The sequence below is a fragment of the Blautia sp. AM28-27 genome, from assembly GCF_003480905.1.
Taxonomy (GTDB): domain Bacteria; phylum Bacillota; class Clostridia; order Lachnospirales; family Lachnospiraceae; genus Fusicatenibacter; species Fusicatenibacter saccharivorans.
In genome coordinates this window covers 146,634-163,621 of record NZ_QUJK01000004.1, presented here as the reverse complement: position 1 = coordinate 163,621, position 16,988 = coordinate 146,634, and the positions used below count along the sequence as shown (strand labels likewise).

Annotated in this window: 16 protein-coding genes; 11 read left to right on the top strand and 5 right to left on the bottom strand. The window is 46.8% G+C overall.

Annotated elements, in window-relative coordinates; all coding sequences use genetic code 11:
* Positions 1–14: 14 nt before the first annotated feature.
* On the top strand, positions 15–887 hold the full coding sequence (rsmA, locus tag DW743_RS08620) for a 16S rRNA (adenine(1518)-N(6)/adenine(1519)-N(6))-dimethyltransferase RsmA (RefSeq protein WP_022461748.1): 873 nt from the start codon (positions 15–17) through the stop codon (positions 885–887).
* Between the two features lie 726 nt (positions 888–1,613).
* Here rsmA and DW743_RS08615 read toward each other — a convergent pair.
* The gene (locus tag DW743_RS08615) at positions 1,614–2,765 is read right to left on the bottom strand and encodes an ROK family transcriptional regulator (protein ID WP_022462912.1); all 1,152 of its coding nucleotides are present in this window, start codon (positions 2,763–2,765) and stop codon (positions 1,614–1,616) included.
* Positions 2,766–3,278: 513 nt separating this feature from the next.
* Here DW743_RS08615 and DW743_RS08610 point away from each other — a divergent pair.
* The 3 genes from DW743_RS08610 (at position 3,279) to DW743_RS08600 (ending at position 5,067) form a co-directional block, all read left to right on the top strand.
* Complete coding sequence (locus tag DW743_RS08610) at positions 3,279–3,677, top strand: Fur family transcriptional regulator (RefSeq protein WP_022462913.1); 399 nt, start codon at positions 3,279–3,281, stop codon at positions 3,675–3,677.
* 170 nt (positions 3,678–3,847) lie between these two features.
* Positions 3,848–4,393 (top strand): NADH peroxidase, encoded by a 546-nt coding sequence (locus DW743_RS08605; protein WP_022462914.1) that lies wholly within the window; start codon positions 3,848–3,850, stop codon positions 4,391–4,393.
* Positions 4,394–4,533: 140 nt separating this feature from the next.
* Positions 4,534–5,067 carry a cob(I)yrinic acid a,c-diamide adenosyltransferase gene (locus DW743_RS08600; protein WP_022462915.1) on the top strand — a complete coding sequence of 178 codons (534 nt, stop codon included), beginning with the start codon at positions 4,534–4,536 and terminating at the stop codon, positions 5,065–5,067.
* A 179-nt stretch (positions 5,068–5,246) separates the two neighbouring features.
* Here DW743_RS08600 and DW743_RS08595 read toward each other — a convergent pair whose 3' ends face one another.
* Genes DW743_RS08595 through DW743_RS08580 form a run of 4 tightly spaced genes read right to left on the bottom strand, consistent with a single transcriptional unit; the run spans position 5,247 to position 8,277 of the window.
* Complete coding sequence (locus DW743_RS08595) at positions 5,247–6,599, bottom strand: MATE family efflux transporter (RefSeq protein WP_117761354.1); 1,353 nt, start codon at positions 6,597–6,599, stop codon at positions 5,247–5,249.
* 18 nt (positions 6,600–6,617) lie between these two features.
* Positions 6,618–7,016 carry a DUF4234 domain-containing protein gene (locus DW743_RS08590; RefSeq protein WP_022462917.1) on the bottom strand — a complete coding sequence of 133 codons (399 nt, stop codon included), beginning with the start codon at positions 7,014–7,016 and terminating at the stop codon, positions 6,618–6,620.
* 15 nt (positions 7,017–7,031) lie between these two features.
* A complete protein-coding gene (locus tag DW743_RS08585; RefSeq protein ID WP_117761353.1) occupies positions 7,032–7,496 on the bottom strand; it encodes a DUF2752 domain-containing protein in 465 nt (154 codons plus the stop codon).
* Positions 7,462–8,277 (bottom strand): MurR/RpiR family transcriptional regulator, encoded by an 816-nt coding sequence (locus DW743_RS08580; RefSeq protein WP_022462919.1) that lies wholly within the window; start codon positions 8,275–8,277, stop codon positions 7,462–7,464. The genes DW743_RS08585 and DW743_RS08580 overlap by 35 nt, the downstream gene beginning before the upstream one ends.
* Before the next feature lie 242 nt (positions 8,278–8,519).
* On the opposite strand from DW743_RS08580, the gene nagA reads away from it, so the two are divergent.
* From nagA to DW743_RS08545, 7 genes are all read left to right on the top strand, one after another.
* Positions 8,520–9,629, top strand: a complete 1,110-nt coding sequence (nagA, locus tag DW743_RS08575; RefSeq protein ID WP_055225779.1) for an N-acetylglucosamine-6-phosphate deacetylase — start codon at positions 8,520–8,522, stop codon at positions 9,627–9,629.
* Positions 9,630–9,663: 34 nt separating this feature from the next.
* On the top strand, positions 9,664–10,404 hold the full coding sequence (nagB, locus tag DW743_RS08570; RefSeq protein WP_117761352.1) for a glucosamine-6-phosphate deaminase: 741 nt from the start codon (positions 9,664–9,666) through the stop codon (positions 10,402–10,404).
* Positions 10,405–10,866: 462 nt separating this feature from the next.
* On the top strand, positions 10,867–12,849 hold the full coding sequence (metG, locus tag DW743_RS08565; RefSeq protein WP_117761350.1) for a methionine--tRNA ligase: 1,983 nt from the start codon (positions 10,867–10,869) through the stop codon (positions 12,847–12,849).
* Between the two features lie 191 nt (positions 12,850–13,040).
* Positions 13,041–13,793: a hypothetical protein gene (locus DW743_RS08560; RefSeq protein ID WP_022461185.1), complete on the top strand. Its 753-nt coding sequence runs from the start codon at positions 13,041–13,043 to the stop codon at positions 13,791–13,793.
* 524 nt (positions 13,794–14,317) lie between these two features.
* Positions 14,318–14,965, top strand: a complete 648-nt coding sequence (locus DW743_RS08555) for a helix-turn-helix domain-containing protein (protein ID WP_022461187.1) — start codon at positions 14,318–14,320, stop codon at positions 14,963–14,965.
* 224 nt (positions 14,966–15,189) lie between these two features.
* Positions 15,190–16,095, top strand: a complete 906-nt coding sequence (locus tag DW743_RS08550) for a hypothetical protein (protein ID WP_022461188.1) — start codon at positions 15,190–15,192, stop codon at positions 16,093–16,095.
* A 148-nt stretch (positions 16,096–16,243) separates the two neighbouring features.
* Positions 16,244–16,477, top strand: coding sequence for a hypothetical protein (locus DW743_RS08545; protein WP_022461189.1), 234 nt, complete (start codon positions 16,244–16,246; stop codon positions 16,475–16,477).
* Positions 16,478–16,988: the final 511 nt, after the last annotated feature.

Genomic DNA, 16,988 nt, shown 5'->3' with positions numbered 1-16,988 from the left:
TACATGGAGAATTTATGGAGAAAGTAAAACCGTGGCTCGGGGAGCCGCAGAATACAATAGCCGTACTGCAGAAGTACGGCTTTGTATTTCAGAAAAAGTATGGTCAGAATTTTCTGATCGATCCACATGTGCTGGATAAGATTGTAGCCGCTGCAGGTATCGGACCGGACGATTTTGTTGTGGAAATCGGACCTGGTATCGGTACGCTGACGCAGTATCTTGCGTATGCTGCGCGGAGTGTGTGTGCGGTGGAAATTGACAAGAATCTGATCCCGATTCTGGAGGATACGCTGTCGGATTATGATAATGTTGAGGTTATCAACAATGATGTTTTGAAGGTGGATCTGGCGGCGCTGGCGAAGGAGAAGAACAACGGACGGCCGATCAAGGTTGTGGCGAATCTTCCGTATTATATTACGACGCCGATTATTATGGGATTATTTGAGAATCATGTGCCGGTGGATTCGATTACGGTTATGGTTCAGAAGGAGGTTGCGGACCGGATGCAGACGGGGCCGGGATCGAAGGATTACGGGGCGCTGTCGCTGGCGGTGCAGTATTATGCGGAGCCGTATATTGTGGCGAATGTGCCGCCGAACTGTTTTATGCCGCGGCCGAAGGTTGGAAGTGCGGTGATCCGGCTGACGCGTCATGAGGTGATGCCGGTGGAGACGAAGGATGAGAAGTTGATGTTCTCCATTATTCGGGCGTCGTTTAATCAGAGACGGAAGACTCTGGCGAACGGACTGAAAAATTCGGAGCTGCTGCATTTTTCGAAAGAGGAGATTGAGGCTGCAATCACAGCCTGCGGCTGGCCGCTTACGATTCGTGGGGAGGCATTGAATTTACAGGAGTTTGCGCGGTTGACGGATGAATTGTGTAAATAGAGGGGACGCCTCGCCGTCGCCCGTCCGCCCTTGCGTGATGCGCATGGCAGCGGTGGAAAAGCGGGGGAAAAACGTAGAAAAAATGGAGGTCTTTCGACAGACACCGGCATTATTCGCCAGGAAAGCCTGATGCTTTCCCAGCTCAGAATGCCTTGAAATCTGGTGTTGAGCACCAGATTTCAGTCTCTCGAAAGGCCTCCATTTTTTCTGGTTTTTCCTGCCCGCTTTTCCAATGCTGCCATGCCGCATCACGCAAGGACGGACGGGCGGCGGCGAGGCTGGTAGTGGGGGCGGGAGGGGAGGTCTGGATCCGCCCGGATGGGCGGATCGGCGTGAGATTGTTGTGAGGAAGATGGGAGAAAATGAGAAAAAGGCATGAAAAAAAGCACCGTTGGCGAAACAGTGCTTTCTTTCATTTTTATTTTTAAAGGAAGGAGAGCCGATTTTCTAATCGGCAATATGAAAAAGAAAATTGTGTAAATAATGTTGGCATTCATTATTTATGCTTTTAGTATACGGGTAAATTATGTTGAAAGCGTGTTCATGTTGTAAAAAAATCATGAACAAATTGTGACTATTCAGAGCCATGCGAAATTTCAGAACAAATTGCGAATCATGCTTGCATGAATGAGCACTTTTTTCTGAAATTTCATATGGCGAGAAGCCACATCAAGATGCAGCGCAGCGGAATCGAGATGGGGCTCTGAACAGGGACTTATTTCTGAGTTACAGGTCCAGCAGCTTAAAGGTGGAAATTCCGAGGAAGTTCCGGGAGCAGAGGCTGATTCCGCCCATGAGGACGGAGACATCCTGCAGGTGAGCCGGGAGGACGTGGAGGTACCAGCGGAGGCGGTTCTGGATTCCGGAGGTGATTTCGTCGATCAGACCTGGGATGTAGTTGGTGAAGGAGCTGTTGATGACGATGACGTCCGGGTTGAAGGTGTGGAGAACCGTGTTCAGGCTGATTCCGATGTAGTGGGTGAAATCCTGCATTACTTTGCGGGCGTTGGGGTTGCCTTCCTGGTAATACTGGATGAAGCGTTCGACGGAGACGTTTTCTAAGCCTTCGGCGGCGGCAAAATCGTTCAGGACGGCGGCTTCGGAGATGTACTGTTCGAGGCAGCCGTGGTTGCCGCAGGGGCAGGGCCGGCCATCGGGGAAGAGGATGGTGTGGCCGAATTCGCCGGCGTAGCCGTTCTGGCCGGTGTAGAGTTCGCCGTCAATGAGGATTCCCATGCCGACGCCTTCGTGGATGTTCAGGAAGATCATATTTTTAAAGTGCTCTGCGCAGGCGGCTTCGCCGATGACGGAGAGGTTGGCTTCATTTTCTACGATGACAGGGACCTGAAATTCTTCTTCGAGGTAGTTTTTCAGGTTGGAGTGTTTTAGATCGTAGTAGGGTGTGAATAAAACGAGGTCGTCGCAGACGACGCCGTAGATTCCGATGGAGATTCCGACGAGGCCGCACGGGGTCTTGGGGAGGTCGGATTTGGTTTTGTGGAGGAGGGAAATCAGGTATTCCTCCAGGGAGAGGGATGGATCAATCGGGTATTCTTTTACAGTACATGATTTTCCCTTCAGATCTCCGGTGAGAATGGTGATCTTTTTTACGCCGAGATCGACGGCGATGATGGAACCGCAGCGATTATTAAAAGTAAGCAGAATCGGTTTTCGACCCATGGAAGTTTTTTCGGCGCTGCCGAGTTCTATGACGAGCTGGCGGTCGAGCAGTTCCTGGACGATGGTGGATACGGTTGCTTTTGTCAGATGCAGCATTTTCGCCAGATCTGCGCGGGAAAGCGGCGGATGGTTGGCGATTGCCTCGAGAACCAGGGCGCGGTTCATGTCTCGTATATATTCCTGATTTCCGGTACTCATAAAAAATCCTCCATTCTGCCGCATTGGCTGTACATCAATCTTAACATAAATGAGAGAGAAATGACAGGGAAAATCGGGGATGGGCAATACGAATAGAAAAATTAACGGAGAAAAACGATTTCTAGACAGAGTAGAGAGTAAGGGACAGAATTAGAAATAAAATATGTGATAAATACACAAATAAAATATAAAATAATTCTAAAAAATGTACAGATTCACAGAAGATTCACTGCACGTTCATAATCTGTTCATAATTAATTGGTATAGTTATCTCAGTTCCAAAAGAACAGCGTGTATGCAATCACTACACAATTAAGATTTTTTCATAATAATAGCCCAGGCGCCGAGAGGTTCCTGGGCACTCCTCGTTTTTGGGGAATTTTTGATCTTGGGACAGACGGAAATCTGTGTAGACAGGGTAGTGATCTTTTTCTTGACTTTTGCGAGAAGCAGCCTTATAGTATAAATATAATAACAATTACTGTTATCGAAAGACACGAAAGGAAAAGAACTATGTCAACACTCAAGTATAGCAGACAAAGAGAAAGCATCAAAGTCTGCCTTCAGGGACGAAAGGATCACCCGACCGCAGATATGCTCTATACCGATGTACGGAAAGAATTTCCCAATATCAGTCTTGGCACAGTATACCGGAACCTGTCTCTTCTTTCTGAATTAGGAGAGATCAAGCGTCTTACAACAGGAGATGGCCCGGACCGGTTCGATGGAGATACTTCCACGCATCACCATTTCATTTGCAGAAAATGTCACTGCGTGACAGACCTTACAATGCGTGACATCAGCGAAATCAAGAACGTAGCAGCGGAAAATTTCAGAGGTACGATCGAAGATTACTCTGTGAATTTTTACGGCATCTGCGAGAACTGCAAAAATCACCCGGGGAACGTATAGCATCCCCAGGAAGAAAGAAAAAATTAAAAATAGGCATTGACAAAAAGGGAAGCTTATGTTAAAGTAATATCAGTAACAGTTACTAATATCAAAAATAAAAAACTGTTATAAACCACAAAATTGGAAATGATAAAATTAAATACACAACAAAAAGAAAGGAAAGAAAGACTATGAAAAAATTTGTATGCAGCGTATGTGGATATGTTTATGAAGGAGCAGAAGCACCGGAAGTCTGTCCGATCTGTAAAGCACCGAAAGAGAAATTTATCGAGCAGGGCGAGGATCTGACCTGGGCAGCAGAGCATGTAGTTGGCGTAGCATCCGATGTTCCGGAAGATATCAAAAAAGACCTGAGAGCCAATTTCGAGGGCGAGTGCTCCGAGGTTGGTATGTACCTGGCAATGTCCAGAGTAGCATTCCGCGAGGGATATCCGGAAGTAGGTCTGTACTATGAAAAAGCAGCTTACGAAGAAGCAGAGCACGCAGCAAAATTCGCAGAGCTTCTCGGCGAAGTCGTAACCGACAGCACCAAGAAAAATCTGCAGATGCGTGTAGAGGCAGAGAACGGAGCAACCGCTGGCAAAACAGATCTTGCAAAACGTGCCAAAGCCCTGAATCTCGATGCAATCCATGACACCGTGCATGAGATGGCAAGAGACGAAGCTAGACACGGAAAAGCATTCGCTGGTCTGCTGGCTAGATATTTTGGTAAATAATCAGGAAACCTTTTTGGGGGGCGGAATAAAATCTGCCCTCCTTTTTCCGTTGTTTACAATTTTTACTTGGGATTGCGAACTTGTTTCGAATTACCTGTTGTTTACAAATGAACATAGAAAGAAAAAGCGAGGTTTTCACCATGGAAAAACAGACAGGCTGTGTCCACATCTACTGTGGGGATGGAAAAGGAAAGACGACTTGTGGTATGGGACTCTGCACGCGTGCGGCAGGGTATGGATACCGTGTTTTGATTTATCAGTTTATGAAAGATAACAGCACGAGCGAGCGGAAGGTGCTCTTGCTGTCGCCGAATGTGACGTTTGTGCCGGGGCAGGACAAGATAAAGTTTTCGTTTCTGATGACACCGGAGGAGAAGGCAGAGCAGAAACGGTATTATGAAGAGCAGTTTCAGAAAGTGACAGAAAAAGCAGTTCAGGAAGAATACGATGTACTGTTTCTGGACGAGCTGGTTTATACGATTGGAAGCAAACTGTTTGATGAGCAGCTCCTTCTGGATTTTCTGGATCACAAGCCGGAGAAGCTGGAAGTGATTCTGACAGGGCAGGGACCATCGGAGGCGCTGATTGAGCGGGCGGACTATGTTTCGGAGCTGAAAAAAATCAAGCATCCGTTTGACAAGGGTCTTGCGGCAAGAGATGGAATCGAGCGGTAACGCTGAAAAAACAAGAAAAAAGATACTGTTTTGCGGGGAAGATGATTCCATGCAGAACAGTATCTTTTTCTTGATTTTGCGGGCAATGAACCAAAATCTGTGATGGAACAAGTTTCTGGTGATTGCCGCGATAACCTGAGAAGTATCTGGAAGCCGCTGTAAGACAGAAAATAACGTTATTATTTCGCACCGCGATCCGCAATCATTTTCGTGGATTTCTTCACGCAGTACAGACATGTCGGTGCGATATAGCAGCAGGCGGCGAGCCACGCAGCCTGATCCGCAAAGCAGATTGCGGTGAAGCCAAACGCACCGACAAATCCCAGGCAGACAATCGTTCGTGCCAGCATCTCCATTACGCCGGAGAAAACGGCTCTTCCCGAGTAGCCAAGTCCCTGCGTTACCATACGGCAGACATTCAAAATACCAAGCATCCAGTAGAAAAATCCGAGGCAGCGCAGATATTTTGCCGAAGCGTTGATTGCTTCAAAAGCAGAGCTGACAATAAAGAGCTTTGTCAGCGGCCGTCCGAACAGAATCATGATGACACCCGCAAACGCACCATAGCCGACACCGACAAGCACACCCTGGCGGAGTCCCTGATGGATTCGCTTTGACTGGCCGGCTCCGAGATTCTGACTGCAGAAGACGGAAGCCGCGGTACTGATCGCATCAAACGGGCACATCATAAACTGTTTGATTTTCATAGCAGCTGTGAACGCCGAAACATAAACACTGCCAAGTCCATTATTCGCTGACTGCATTACCATACTGCCGATTGCCGTGATCGAAAACTGCAGTCCCGTCGGAATGCCCATTGCGAGGAGTTCCTGCGCGGCATCCTTTCGCAGAGTGCGGTTTTCCTTTGTCGGAAGCAGGAGCTTTACCTTACGGGAAATAAAAAACAGACATAAAAGTCCGCTGATCGCCTGGGCGGAAATCGTCGCAATCGCCGCGCCTGCGCACCCCAGATGCAGAATGATAATACAGAACAGGTCGAGGAAAATATTCAGAATTGCCGAAAATGCCAGAAACAGAAACGGTGTGCGGCTGTCCCCGACGGCGCGCAGGATGCTGGAAAGATAATTGTACAGAATCGAAAACGGAATTCCGAGGAAAATCACAAGCTGATATGCGTAAGCATCCGCGAAAATATCGGACGGAACCGACAGCAGGTGCAGAATCGGTGCACAGAGTAAACTGCAGAGTGTGGTCAGAATGGCCGCAATCAGGACAGCAAGTGCAGCACCATTAAAAATATAATCGCGCATTTTATCAAGCTTTCCGGCGCCGAAATACTTGGCAACCGGGACACTGAATCCCGTGCAGCTTCCCATACAGAAGCCGAGCACCAGAAACTGTACACTGCTGCTTGCACCGACGCTGGCGAGTGCCTCCGGGCCAAGTGCCTGGCCGACAATCGCCGCATCAATGATGTTATACGTCTGCTGCAGCAGATTTCCGATGAGAAGCGGAAAGGCAAACGAGAGCATCAGCTTTACCGGATTTCCCTTTACCATAGATGTTGCCATAAAAAACGCCTCCCCTGCTTAATATGCACGTGAATTATAAACGAGCGCCGTCTTATTCAGGTTCTGGATCATGAAATAGTCGGCAACGAGCTGGCCAATTCCGCCGGTCAGGTAGCCGAGCAGCGTCCACAGAAGAATGGCGGAACCGTTTTCCTCAATCATCACACCGTAGCGGTCGTAGGATTCGCGGTACATGCGGTTCGCTTGTTTGTAACGCCAGTAAACGCCGTAAATTCCACAGGTAACCCAGGACAGAAGCAGCACGATAATGTAGTTTGGGCTGTCTTCGCCGTCACCGTAAAAGATGGTGTTCAGGTCTTCCACATAAACATACCAGAAGTAGATCGAGTAGAGTCCGCACGTCAGAAATGTGAGCAGAAGATAGAACCAGAAACTGCGGTTGTCTTTTACATTCATTTGTAAATACCCCCTTTAATTAAGATAGAACCATTGTAGCACGCGCCCGAGAGAAGGGTCAATAGAAAGGAGCGGGTCGTGGTAATAAATGCGCCAGGCATAAACGGCGAGAAGCAGCACGACAAGCACCGTAATGATCCCCTTTTTAAAACGCCGAAGTCCCGCCGTCTGTTCCGGCCCGAAGAAGAGCCATATCCCTGCGGGCAGTACGGCATAGACGAGCGGATGCATCCGAAATGCCGCCCGAAAATGACCGGAGAGCATTAACAGTACCGCGCGGCTCATTCCGCAGCCCGGGCAGGAAATGCCGGTGGAAAACCGGATCGGACAGCCGATGCCTGTGAGGGTGATGAAGGCGACGTAAACGCCGAGGAGCAGGCAGAAGAAAAAGAAATCGCGGCAGCGTTTCTTCAGAAAAGAAAGATACGCGCTGCCGCGGCCGGGATCACGTTTCATGGAGTTTGGTGACGGCGTATTCATATAAAGCCTCCTTGCGCTCGCTGTCGGTCGTGAGAAAATGCGAGTACAGAACGTCGATCATAACGAGAATCGGGAACTGCGGAGAGATTGCGCCGCCGTTTTTCAGATGCTCTTTGACCGCAAGCAGCAGGACTTCATCGCAGAAGGCATCGTAATCGCTGGAGCTGCGGGAAGTAAAGAGAATGGTAGAGGCTCCCTTTTCCTTTGCGGCTCCGAGCGCACGCAGCACCTCCGGTGTCTGTCCGCTGACGGTAATGCCGATTGCAGCGCAGCTCTCATTGAGCAGAACGGCATTCATTTTCATGATGTGAATGTCGGTAATTGCTTCAATATCCACGCCTGCAAGCATAAAACGCAGCTTCATTTCCTGGGCGGAAAGTCCGGAGCTTCCAAGACCGTAGACATACACCCGACGCTTCGAAGTGAGAATATGGCAGATGCGGTCAATCTGCGCGCGGTCGGCGAGCGAGTAGCTTTTATTCAGCAGCTCCTGATACGTATTCAGCACCTGTTTGATGTGATCGTCCGTGCCAGGCAGTGCGGCGTTCAGGCCTTCCTGGTAACGGTAGACAAATTCGCGGTAGCCCGTGTAGCCGCATTTTTTCGCAAAGCGGGAGAGCGAAGCCTCCGAAACATAGAGCAGTTCCGAAACGTGGCGCGCGGACAGATCCGACTCGTCGGTATTATGAATAAAAAAATCTGCTACCGTCCGTTCCAGGGGAGTGAACGAGGGATAGACAGACTCAATGACAGGAATAATCGATTTTTCAAAGTGTTCCATGGAACGTAAGTCCTCCTGGTATCTGTAAATATCTGAAAAAAATTCAGATCAGTTCTTGCTTTATTGTATCACAGGCAGAGTGGTGAATCAACTTTCAATTGTGTGTGAATTGCACGGGAAAGCGGGCGGAAAAATGGAAAGAACTTTAATGACGTGAAAGTAATTTCTAAAATATAAAAATAGTTGAAAATAAAATCAACATAAATTATAATCAGAACAGATCAAAGAAAGAAGGCAAGACAATGATTATCAAAAACGGACGCGTATTTCAGGAAGACGGAACGTTTGCGGAAAAAGATCTTTATATAGAAGGAAAACGTTTCGTTTCCACAAAAGAAGAAGTGATCGATCAGGAAGTGATCGATGCGAAAGGCATGATGGTTCTGCCGGGACTGGTTGACGTACACAGCCACGGCGCTGCCGGACATGATTTTTCAGACGGAGACGTGGAAGGTTTAAAAGAGATCCTGCGCTACGAGAAAGCGCACGGCATCACCTCTTACTGCCCGACATCCATGACACTGCCAAAAGACGATCTGCTGAAAATCTTCGGAACCATCGAAGCAATCAAAGATGAGCCGGAAGCAGAAGTGATCGCCGGCGTCAACATGGAAGGACCGTTCATCGATCCGATCAAAAAAGGCGCACAGGCAGAGGAGAACATCGTGGCTCCGAACGCTGAGTTCTTCCGCGCATGCAATGCGGCGAGCGGCGGAAAAATCCGTCTCGTGACACTGGCCCCGAACATGCCAGGTTCTCTGGAATTTATCAAAGAAGTTTCCGATGAAGTCATGGTTTCCATCGGCCACACCACAGCAGATTATGACACGGCGCTGGCAGCCATGAAAGCAGGTGCACACCATGTCACCCATCTGTACAACGCAATGCCGCCGTTCGCACACCGCAACCCAGGTGTCATCGGCGCAGCATTTGACGATTCGGAGTGCCGCATGGAGCTGATCTGCGACGGCTATCACATTCACGGTGCTGTTGTCCGCGCGACCTTCTCCATGATGGGAAGTGAGCGCATGGTTCTCATCAGCGATTCCATGATGGCAACAGGAATGCCAAACGGAACGTATTCCCTCGGGGGACAGGCTGTCTGGATGAAAGACGGAAAAGCAACCCTGACCGACGGTGAGACCATCGCGGGTTCCGCTACGAACCTGTACGACTGCATGAGAAAAGCAGTTTCGTTTGATATTCCGCTGGCAGATGCCATTTTTGCGGCAACAAGAAATCCGGCACAGAGCATCGGTATCTACGATGAAGTAGGATCCATTGCACCGGGCAAAAAAGCGCATGTACTTCTGGTGGACGACGAACTGAACCTGAAACAGGTTATTATGTAATTTATTATATAGAAGAAATTTGGAGGAAAAACAAATGTTATTAATTGAAGCAAAAGATTACAATGATATGAGCAGAAAAGCAGCAAACATCATCTCCGCGCAGGTGATCATGAAACCACACGCAGTGCTCGGCCTTGCAACCGGATCTACCCCGGTCGGCGCTTACAAACAGCTCGTTGAGTGGTACAACAAAGGCGACCTTGATTTCGCAAATGTCACCAGCGTAAACCTGGACGAGTACAAAGGACTCTCTCCGGAGAATGATCAGAGCTATCGTTACTTCATGAACACCAACCTGTTCAATCATGTCAACATCAACAAAGAGCGTACCTTCGTTCCGAACGGACTGGAGCCGGACAGCGAAAAAGCATGTGCAGCATACAACGAAATCATCCGCAGCGTCGGCGGCATTGACCTGCAGCTTCTTGGACTTGGAAACAACGGCCACATCGGATTCAACGAGCCGGGCGCAGCATTCGAGAAAGAGACACACTGCGTTGACCTGACCGAGAGCACCATTCAGGCAAATAAACGTTTCTTTGAAAAAGTAGAGGATGTTCCGACCCAGGCATACACCATGGGAATCAAGAACATCATGCAGGCGAGAAAAGTTCTGCTGATCGTCAGCGGCGAAGGAAAAGCAGAGATCCTCGACAAAGTTCTGTACGGACCGGTTACTCCGCAGGTTCCGGCTTCCATCCTGCAGCTTCACAACGATCTGACAGTTGTAGCAGATGAAGCAGCAATGTCTGTGATCAAAGCAAACCACAGATAATTGTTACGATGAATGAAAGGTCCGCCGAATGGGGAGAATATGAAAAAATCCCCGTACGGCGGGCTTTTTTGCGGTTTACAAATTGATGTAAATGTGTTAGCATAAAACCAGTGCATAAAAACAAAACACAGTGACGAAGAGAGTACATCTGCATGTGCGAATTTACAGAGAACACCCCCGAAAACTATTCCGGTTTTGCAGGCTGAGAGGGGAGGAGGAGCGGCAGATCGAACATGGCTTCCGAGAGGCGCACCGAACCGTGAGAACAACAATCTGAAACGGTAAGGCTGCGACAGGTTCCGCCTGTTACAGCGGAGAGGTATAGCACATGTACCTGCAGAGGTTTCTGCCGTGAGGCAGGGACGAAAAGAAGTGGTATCACGGGTAAACAAACCTGTCTTCTTCCGACTACAAGAGAGCGGAATAAGGCAGTTTTTTTATTTGAAAGGAGAAATGAAAGCAATGGAAAAAATCAGACCAAAATATTATATCACCACGGCGATTGCCTACACATCCGGCAAGCCGCACATCGGAAACACCTACGAGATCGTACTCGCGGACAGCATCGCCCGCTTCAAACGTCAGCAGGGCTACGATGTATTCTTCCAGACCGGAACCGATGAGCATGGCCAGAAGATCGAGCTGAAAGCAGAAGAGGCAGGTATCACGCCAAAAGAATTCGTAGACAACGTATCCACCGAGATCAAGAGAATCTGGGATCTGATGAATACGTCCTACGACAAATTCATCCGTACCACCGACGCCGATCACGAGGCACAGGTACAGAAAATCTTCAAAAAACTGTACGATCAGGGAGATATCTACAAAGGATATTACGAAGGTCTTTACTGTACACCGTGTGAATCCTTCTTCACCGAGTCCCAGCTCGTAGACGGAAAATGCCCGGATTGCGGACGCCCGGTTACGCCGGCAAAAGAAGAAGCATATTTCTTCAAGATGAGCAAATATGCACCGAGACTGATCGATTATATCAACACTCATCCGGAATTCATCCAGCCGGTTTCCAGAAAGAACGAGATGATGAACAACTTCCTTCTTCCGGGACTGCAGGATCTCTGTGTATCCAGAACCTCCTTCACCTGGGGAATCCCGGTATCCTTCGACCCGAAGCACGTTACCTATGTATGGCTGGATGCACTGACCAACTACATCACTGGAATCGGTTATGACTGTGACGGAAACAGTTCCGAGCAGTTCAACAAGCTGTGGCCGGCAGACCTGCATCTGATCGGAAAAGACATCATCCGTTTCCATACCATTTACTGGCCGATCTTCCTGATGGCACTTGATCTGCCGCTGCCGAAACAGGTATTTGGTCATCCGTGGCTGCTGCAGGGCGACGGCAAGATGAGTAAATCCAAAGGAAACGTGATTTACGCAGACGATCTGGTAGACCTGTTCGGCGTAGACGCTGTCCGCTACTTCGTTCTGCACGAGATGCCGTTTGAGAACGACGGTGTCATTACCTGGGAGCTGCTGGTTGAGCGTATGAATTCCGACCTTGCCAATACTCTTGGAAACCTGGTAAACCGTACCATCTCCATGAGCAACAAATACTTCGGCGGCGTTGTGACAAAGACCGGCGCAGCAGAAGAGGTGGATGATGATCTGAAAGCAGTCGTTACCGCAACAAAAGCAAAAGTTGCTGCAAAGATGGAAGAGCTGCGTGTGGCAGATGCAATGACTGAGATCTTTGGTCTGTTCAAACGCTGCAACAAATACATCGACGAGACGATGCCGTGGGCACTGGCAAAGGATGAGGCAAAGAAAGACCGTCTGGAAGAAGTTCTGTACAACCTGGTAGAGAGCATCACCATCGGCGCATGCCTGCTCGAGTCCTTCATGCCGGAGACTACTGAGAAGATCCTGGCTCAGCTGAACGCAGAGAAACGCAGCTACGAAGAGCTCGATCAGTTCGGACTGTACGTATCGGGCAATAAAGTAACCGATCAGCCGCAGATCCTGTTCCAGAGACTCGATGTCAAAGAGGTAATGGAAAAAGTAGAAGTGATCCAGGCAAAACAGAAAGCTGCTATGGCTGCTGCATCCCAGGAAGAGGAAAAAGAAGAGGAAGCAGTGATTGACCTTGAGCCGAAGGAAGAAATCACTTTCGAAGACTTCGGAAAAATGCAGTTCCAGGTAGGTGAAATCATCTCCTGCGAGCCAGTCAAGAAATCCAAAAAACTCCTCTGCTTCCAGGTCAAAGTAGGAAGCCAGGTAAGACAGATCGTCTCCGGAATCAAAGCATATTACAAACCGGAAGACACCATCGGAATGAAGGTTATGGTTCTCACCAACCTGAAACCGGCCAAACTGGCAGGAATGATGTCCGAAGGAATGCTGCTCTGTGCAGAAGACGCCGAAGGCAACGTATGCCTCATGACCCCGGAAAAAGCAATGCCGGCGGGTGCGGAGATCTGCTGATGGATTAAAAGAAAAATAGAGTAAATAGAGAAATCCCTTTCCATGCGTGATGTGTGGGGAGGGATTTTTTGCGTTTTAAAAAGTTAAGGAAAACGTCATATAAAGATTCTGAATCTTATGATAATATAATGATAAAGAGAGAATATTTGAACGGGTTTATCGAATATGACAACAGGAAGGAGGAGCGTTGTATGAGAAAAATGCGGACGTTATTTCTGGTTTTACTTTGCTGCGGACTGTCATTGTATGCGGGGGTATCTTATGTGAAGGCAGAGGAAAAGGTTCCTTCTGATTACGATGCTTATTTGCAGGAAACAGGGATGCCAGAGAATGAGATACAAAAGCTGGATGAGCATGTGAAGCAGTTTATCGTCGATGATTTAAAAAATGGGGATGGAAAATTTGAGTATATGAAAATCGATGTAGGAAAACAGGCGATGAATGGAAGAGAGGAAGATTTCGAAGGGATTGAATTTTCTGCATCAGCCTTCAAAAATGGTTCGACGATTTATGTTTATCCAACGTATGAATTCACAGAGGATAAAAAGCCATGTGGAAACGACAGCTTTTCGTTTTTGCTGGGAGAGGCGATAAGACCGTATAAATTTGGCGGAACCTTATGGTACAAAAACAGCAAAATGAACGACTGGGAAGTCAGTGGAAATCTTGTCGCAAATAATCAACAGCTAAACGGCGCCAGCTATTCCGGAAGCCAGTTGGGAACATCAAATTCTGCAATGAAATTTATGGGAACCACATATTGCCATGCTACAGTGGGGACGGGGGATGATAACAGAATTTTGATGGGGTATTCGTATCAGCCGAAGAAAGCAAGGGTTGAGTTATTTGGATGGGAGCTTTCAGGAAGGCAGATGATTTTTGTGCTGGCGGGAGGAATTGTTGTGGGGATCGTATGGTGGTGGAAAGAGAAAGTTTTAAAATAAGTGTCGAACGTAAAATACAACCAAAAAGAAACACTATAATATAACCGAAGAGAGTAAATTTGTTGTTGAAAGCTGATTGTGAAGAGGATATAATAAAAATATGGGTGCTATCAAAACGGTAGGCGGTTAGTCCTTCGACAGAGGGTTGCTGAGTGCCGGTGGCACTCGTTTAGCAACGACCGAAACGAAGTGTAGACCTGTGACCCTCTGATTACATAGAAACTCGAAAGAGAATCTTTTGAAAGGAGGGCTAAGCCAATGAGTATTATGGACTTTCTTGCAGTAATGAGCTTCGGCTTAACCTGCTTTAGTATCGGATATACGCTTGGCAAGGATAACAATAAGACACAAAAATAACCGCCATACAGTCTGACAAACGTTGCGGTTATTTTTGCAAACTATATCGGACTAACCGTCTACCGGTAGCACTCTTTTTCAATATCATAGTATCACGCTTTTGTGAAAATGTCAAAAGTTCTTTTTGCTTTGTTTTGAAAAAAGTTTGGATGAGGAGATGAAACCAGATGATCTATGCTTACGATAAATTATATCTTTCTGTTGCTCAAAAAAATCTTGCCTGCATGCTGGATTATATGGTGAATAATTTAAAATATCCATTGGAAACGGCATGGCAGTGGTTTTGCATGAGTAATACAGCATCGCGGTTTGAAAGAGGTGACTGCTCTATAGTGGCTGGAAGATCGGGAGTTGAGATTGCATATGAAGTATTAAGGGAAACTGGAAAACCACATCCGAAACAAACACCTTCATATTCCTACAATCGAAGCCCTGAATACTGGATCGGCTGGGCACTGGCCTATTATCAGTGGAGTACTAGTTTATCCTTTGCGGAAATAAATCAGGCCATCCCTGTAACTGAAGTACGAATGCTTTACACACCATACCATGAAATGGATATACGCCAGTTTGTGGACAAAATGAATGAATTATATCGTGAAGCAAAACCGGAGACGAACCTGAAAGAATTGCGTACCTTTGCAAATTTAAGTCAGAGTGAACTGGCACAGCAATCAGGTGTTTCAGTTCGTACTATTCAGCAGTACGAACAGCGAAGAAAAGACATTAACAAGGCGCAGACAGAAACGTTGTTGAAGATTGCACGGGTGTTAGTATGCAAGGTAGAAGATCTGGTGGAAAAAGTTCCGATGTAAGAAGAAAAATGAAAAAAAGCAGAGGCCATTTCCAATGAGGAGGTGAGCCTCTGTTTTTGCGTGTTGGAACTGGTAATCATTTGAAGAAGATAACAAGTTGCAATTAAAATAGTAACAAAAAAGAAAAGGAAAATATAGGAAAAGTGCTGCATTGTCTGGGAAAAGCGGGATCAGATATAATAAAGAAAAAAGGGAAGAGATGAAAAGGGAAAGGAGGGCGTTGCATGAAAAGAAAATTGGGAATATTTTGGGGACTGGTTGGTGCTGTTGCAGTATCAGCAATGAGTGTTTCTGCATCAACATTCGAAACATTGCCGGATTCCGGAGACTATGAAAAAATTGTGGCGCTTGCAGATGAAATTGTGTCTTCTACGAATGGCGGGCCTGTTTACGACCCGTTTTCAGAAGGGGTGACGGTCGATGATATTGATTTCGACAATGCGCTGAAAGAGTATATTGACACGCCGCTTTTTACTTCCGAGCTGCTTTCTGTTTCGGAAGTCGAAACGGCACTGGAAGAGAGTGATTATATCTGGATTGTTCCGATCAAAGCTTATGGTCATTTGTATGAGGCGTGCGCAGTGAGAGCTGATGGAGAGGATGGAAAGCCGGGCGATGCGTGGCACATCAGCGGCACTCGAGGGTATGAAAATGACAATACACCTACCTATATCGAGCAGTTAAAGACTTCGCTTGCTGCAAATCCAGACGTTGCGTGGGAAGATTATCAGTTTCATCTGGTCGGTGGAGCAGATCCCATCCGTTTTCCGATCTGGATTGCAATGAATGAAAAAAGTGTAGAATATCTGATCCCGGGACGCGAAGATGCGGCAGGCTGTCTTACCGATAGTTCACGGGCGGAAAATAATACGAATGATATGTTTGTGAAGCAGACGGCATTTCCGGCATACAGCTATCCGTCGGTTGTAGCCGCTGTTGCAGATTCCACTTACATAGAGCTGGAAAATTCCCTCGGAGGAACTAGCTCGGTTCTTGATGTAGCGGCACAGCCGGGGAAATATCAGCATAAAATGATGTATCGTATGTTGATGACGGAGGGGGGAGTTTTAGCAGCGATCATAGTATTGGGAGTGGTAGTTAGAAGAAAAAGTAAGAGAGAAGATGCATGAAAATCCAACCTGCCTTGGCGTATGGAAAGAAGTCTTTTATATAAAGAAAAATGTAAGAAGAATTTTAAATAAAATCATAGATTTTCAGATAATTTAGGCGTAATATGAACTTACTAAAAGGTACGTGAACACAACAACAAGAGATAAATTGCCAGAAGAAACACAGAAGCAGAAAGAGGACGGCGATCTTTCCTATTTTGGAACAGGAGATACCTACACGGTAGACGATGACAACACAGAGGCTGGAATTTACATTTCCGCAGATGATAAGGCAGCGAAGGTAGACATCAACGTGCGGCAGTACATTTACCGTCCTATGATGGGAAATCATTCCGGTACGGTGGAAGTGTATGAGGAATCTGAGAGCCGAGAAGGGTATTAAAAGCAAAGGTTTTGCTAGAACATAGAAAAGTCTCAGTGAAAGTGAGGACAAAAAAACATAGAAGAGATGAAAAAATAAATGGGAAAAGGGAAATTATGAAATTGGTGTGATGATTCGGAAAAAAAGAGGGCATAGTTGCAGAGCAAAGGAAGGCTTCGGTTTACGCTGGGGCCTTTTTTACGCCTAAGATAATCTTATACGTTTAAAAGAATGAAAAATTACACTTTTATTGAAAAAAAATGAAATACGTTGTTTTGTACAAAGAAAAGCACACAAATATGTATATAATTTCTCTTGTTGTTGCAAGAAATGAGAATTTATAATAGAAGGAATGATAATATTTGTAGTTTTGTCAAAATAAATCAAAATGTAACCAAAAGTATTACGAGAAAATTATGAAATAGACAAAAAAATCGGGCAGTTGTTGTGGACGTTAAGAGAGAAGGAGTACGTACGCCAGATTTAGTTCAAGTTAGCAAAGAATTGATTAGTAAATATGTAGAAGAACGAG

Coding starts and splice junctions, on each gene's coding strand:
- rsmA (WP_022461748.1), top strand. CDS start 15: ATGGAGAAAGTAAAACCGTGGCTCGGGGAGCCGCAGAATACAATAGCC.
- DW743_RS08615 (WP_022462912.1), bottom strand. CDS start 2,765: ATGAGTACCGGAAATCAGGAATATATACGAGACATGAACCGCGCCCTG.
- DW743_RS08610 (WP_022462913.1), top strand. CDS start 3,279: ATGTCAACACTCAAGTATAGCAGACAAAGAGAAAGCATCAAAGTCTGC.
- DW743_RS08605 (WP_022462914.1), top strand. CDS start 3,848: ATGAAAAAATTTGTATGCAGCGTATGTGGATATGTTTATGAAGGAGCA.
- DW743_RS08600 (WP_022462915.1), top strand. CDS start 4,534: ATGGAAAAACAGACAGGCTGTGTCCACATCTACTGTGGGGATGGAAAA.
- DW743_RS08595 (WP_117761354.1), bottom strand. CDS start 6,599: ATGGCAACATCTATGGTAAAGGGAAATCCGGTAAAGCTGATGCTCTCG.
- DW743_RS08590 (WP_022462917.1), bottom strand. CDS start 7,016: ATGAATGTAAAAGACAACCGCAGTTTCTGGTTCTATCTTCTGCTCACA.
- DW743_RS08585 (WP_117761353.1), bottom strand. CDS start 7,496: ATGAATACGCCGTCACCAAACTCCATGAAACGTGATCCCGGCCGCGGC.
- DW743_RS08580 (WP_022462919.1), bottom strand. CDS start 8,277: ATGGAACACTTTGAAAAATCGATTATTCCTGTCATTGAGTCTGTCTAT.
- nagA (WP_055225779.1), top strand. CDS start 8,520: ATGATTATCAAAAACGGACGCGTATTTCAGGAAGACGGAACGTTTGCG.
- nagB (WP_117761352.1), top strand. CDS start 9,664: ATGTTATTAATTGAAGCAAAAGATTACAATGATATGAGCAGAAAAGCA.
- metG (WP_117761350.1), top strand. CDS start 10,867: ATGGAAAAAATCAGACCAAAATATTATATCACCACGGCGATTGCCTAC.
- DW743_RS08560 (WP_022461185.1), top strand. CDS start 13,041: ATGAGAAAAATGCGGACGTTATTTCTGGTTTTACTTTGCTGCGGACTG.
- DW743_RS08555 (WP_022461187.1), top strand. CDS start 14,318: ATGATCTATGCTTACGATAAATTATATCTTTCTGTTGCTCAAAAAAAT.
- DW743_RS08550 (WP_022461188.1), top strand. CDS start 15,190: ATGAAAAGAAAATTGGGAATATTTTGGGGACTGGTTGGTGCTGTTGCA.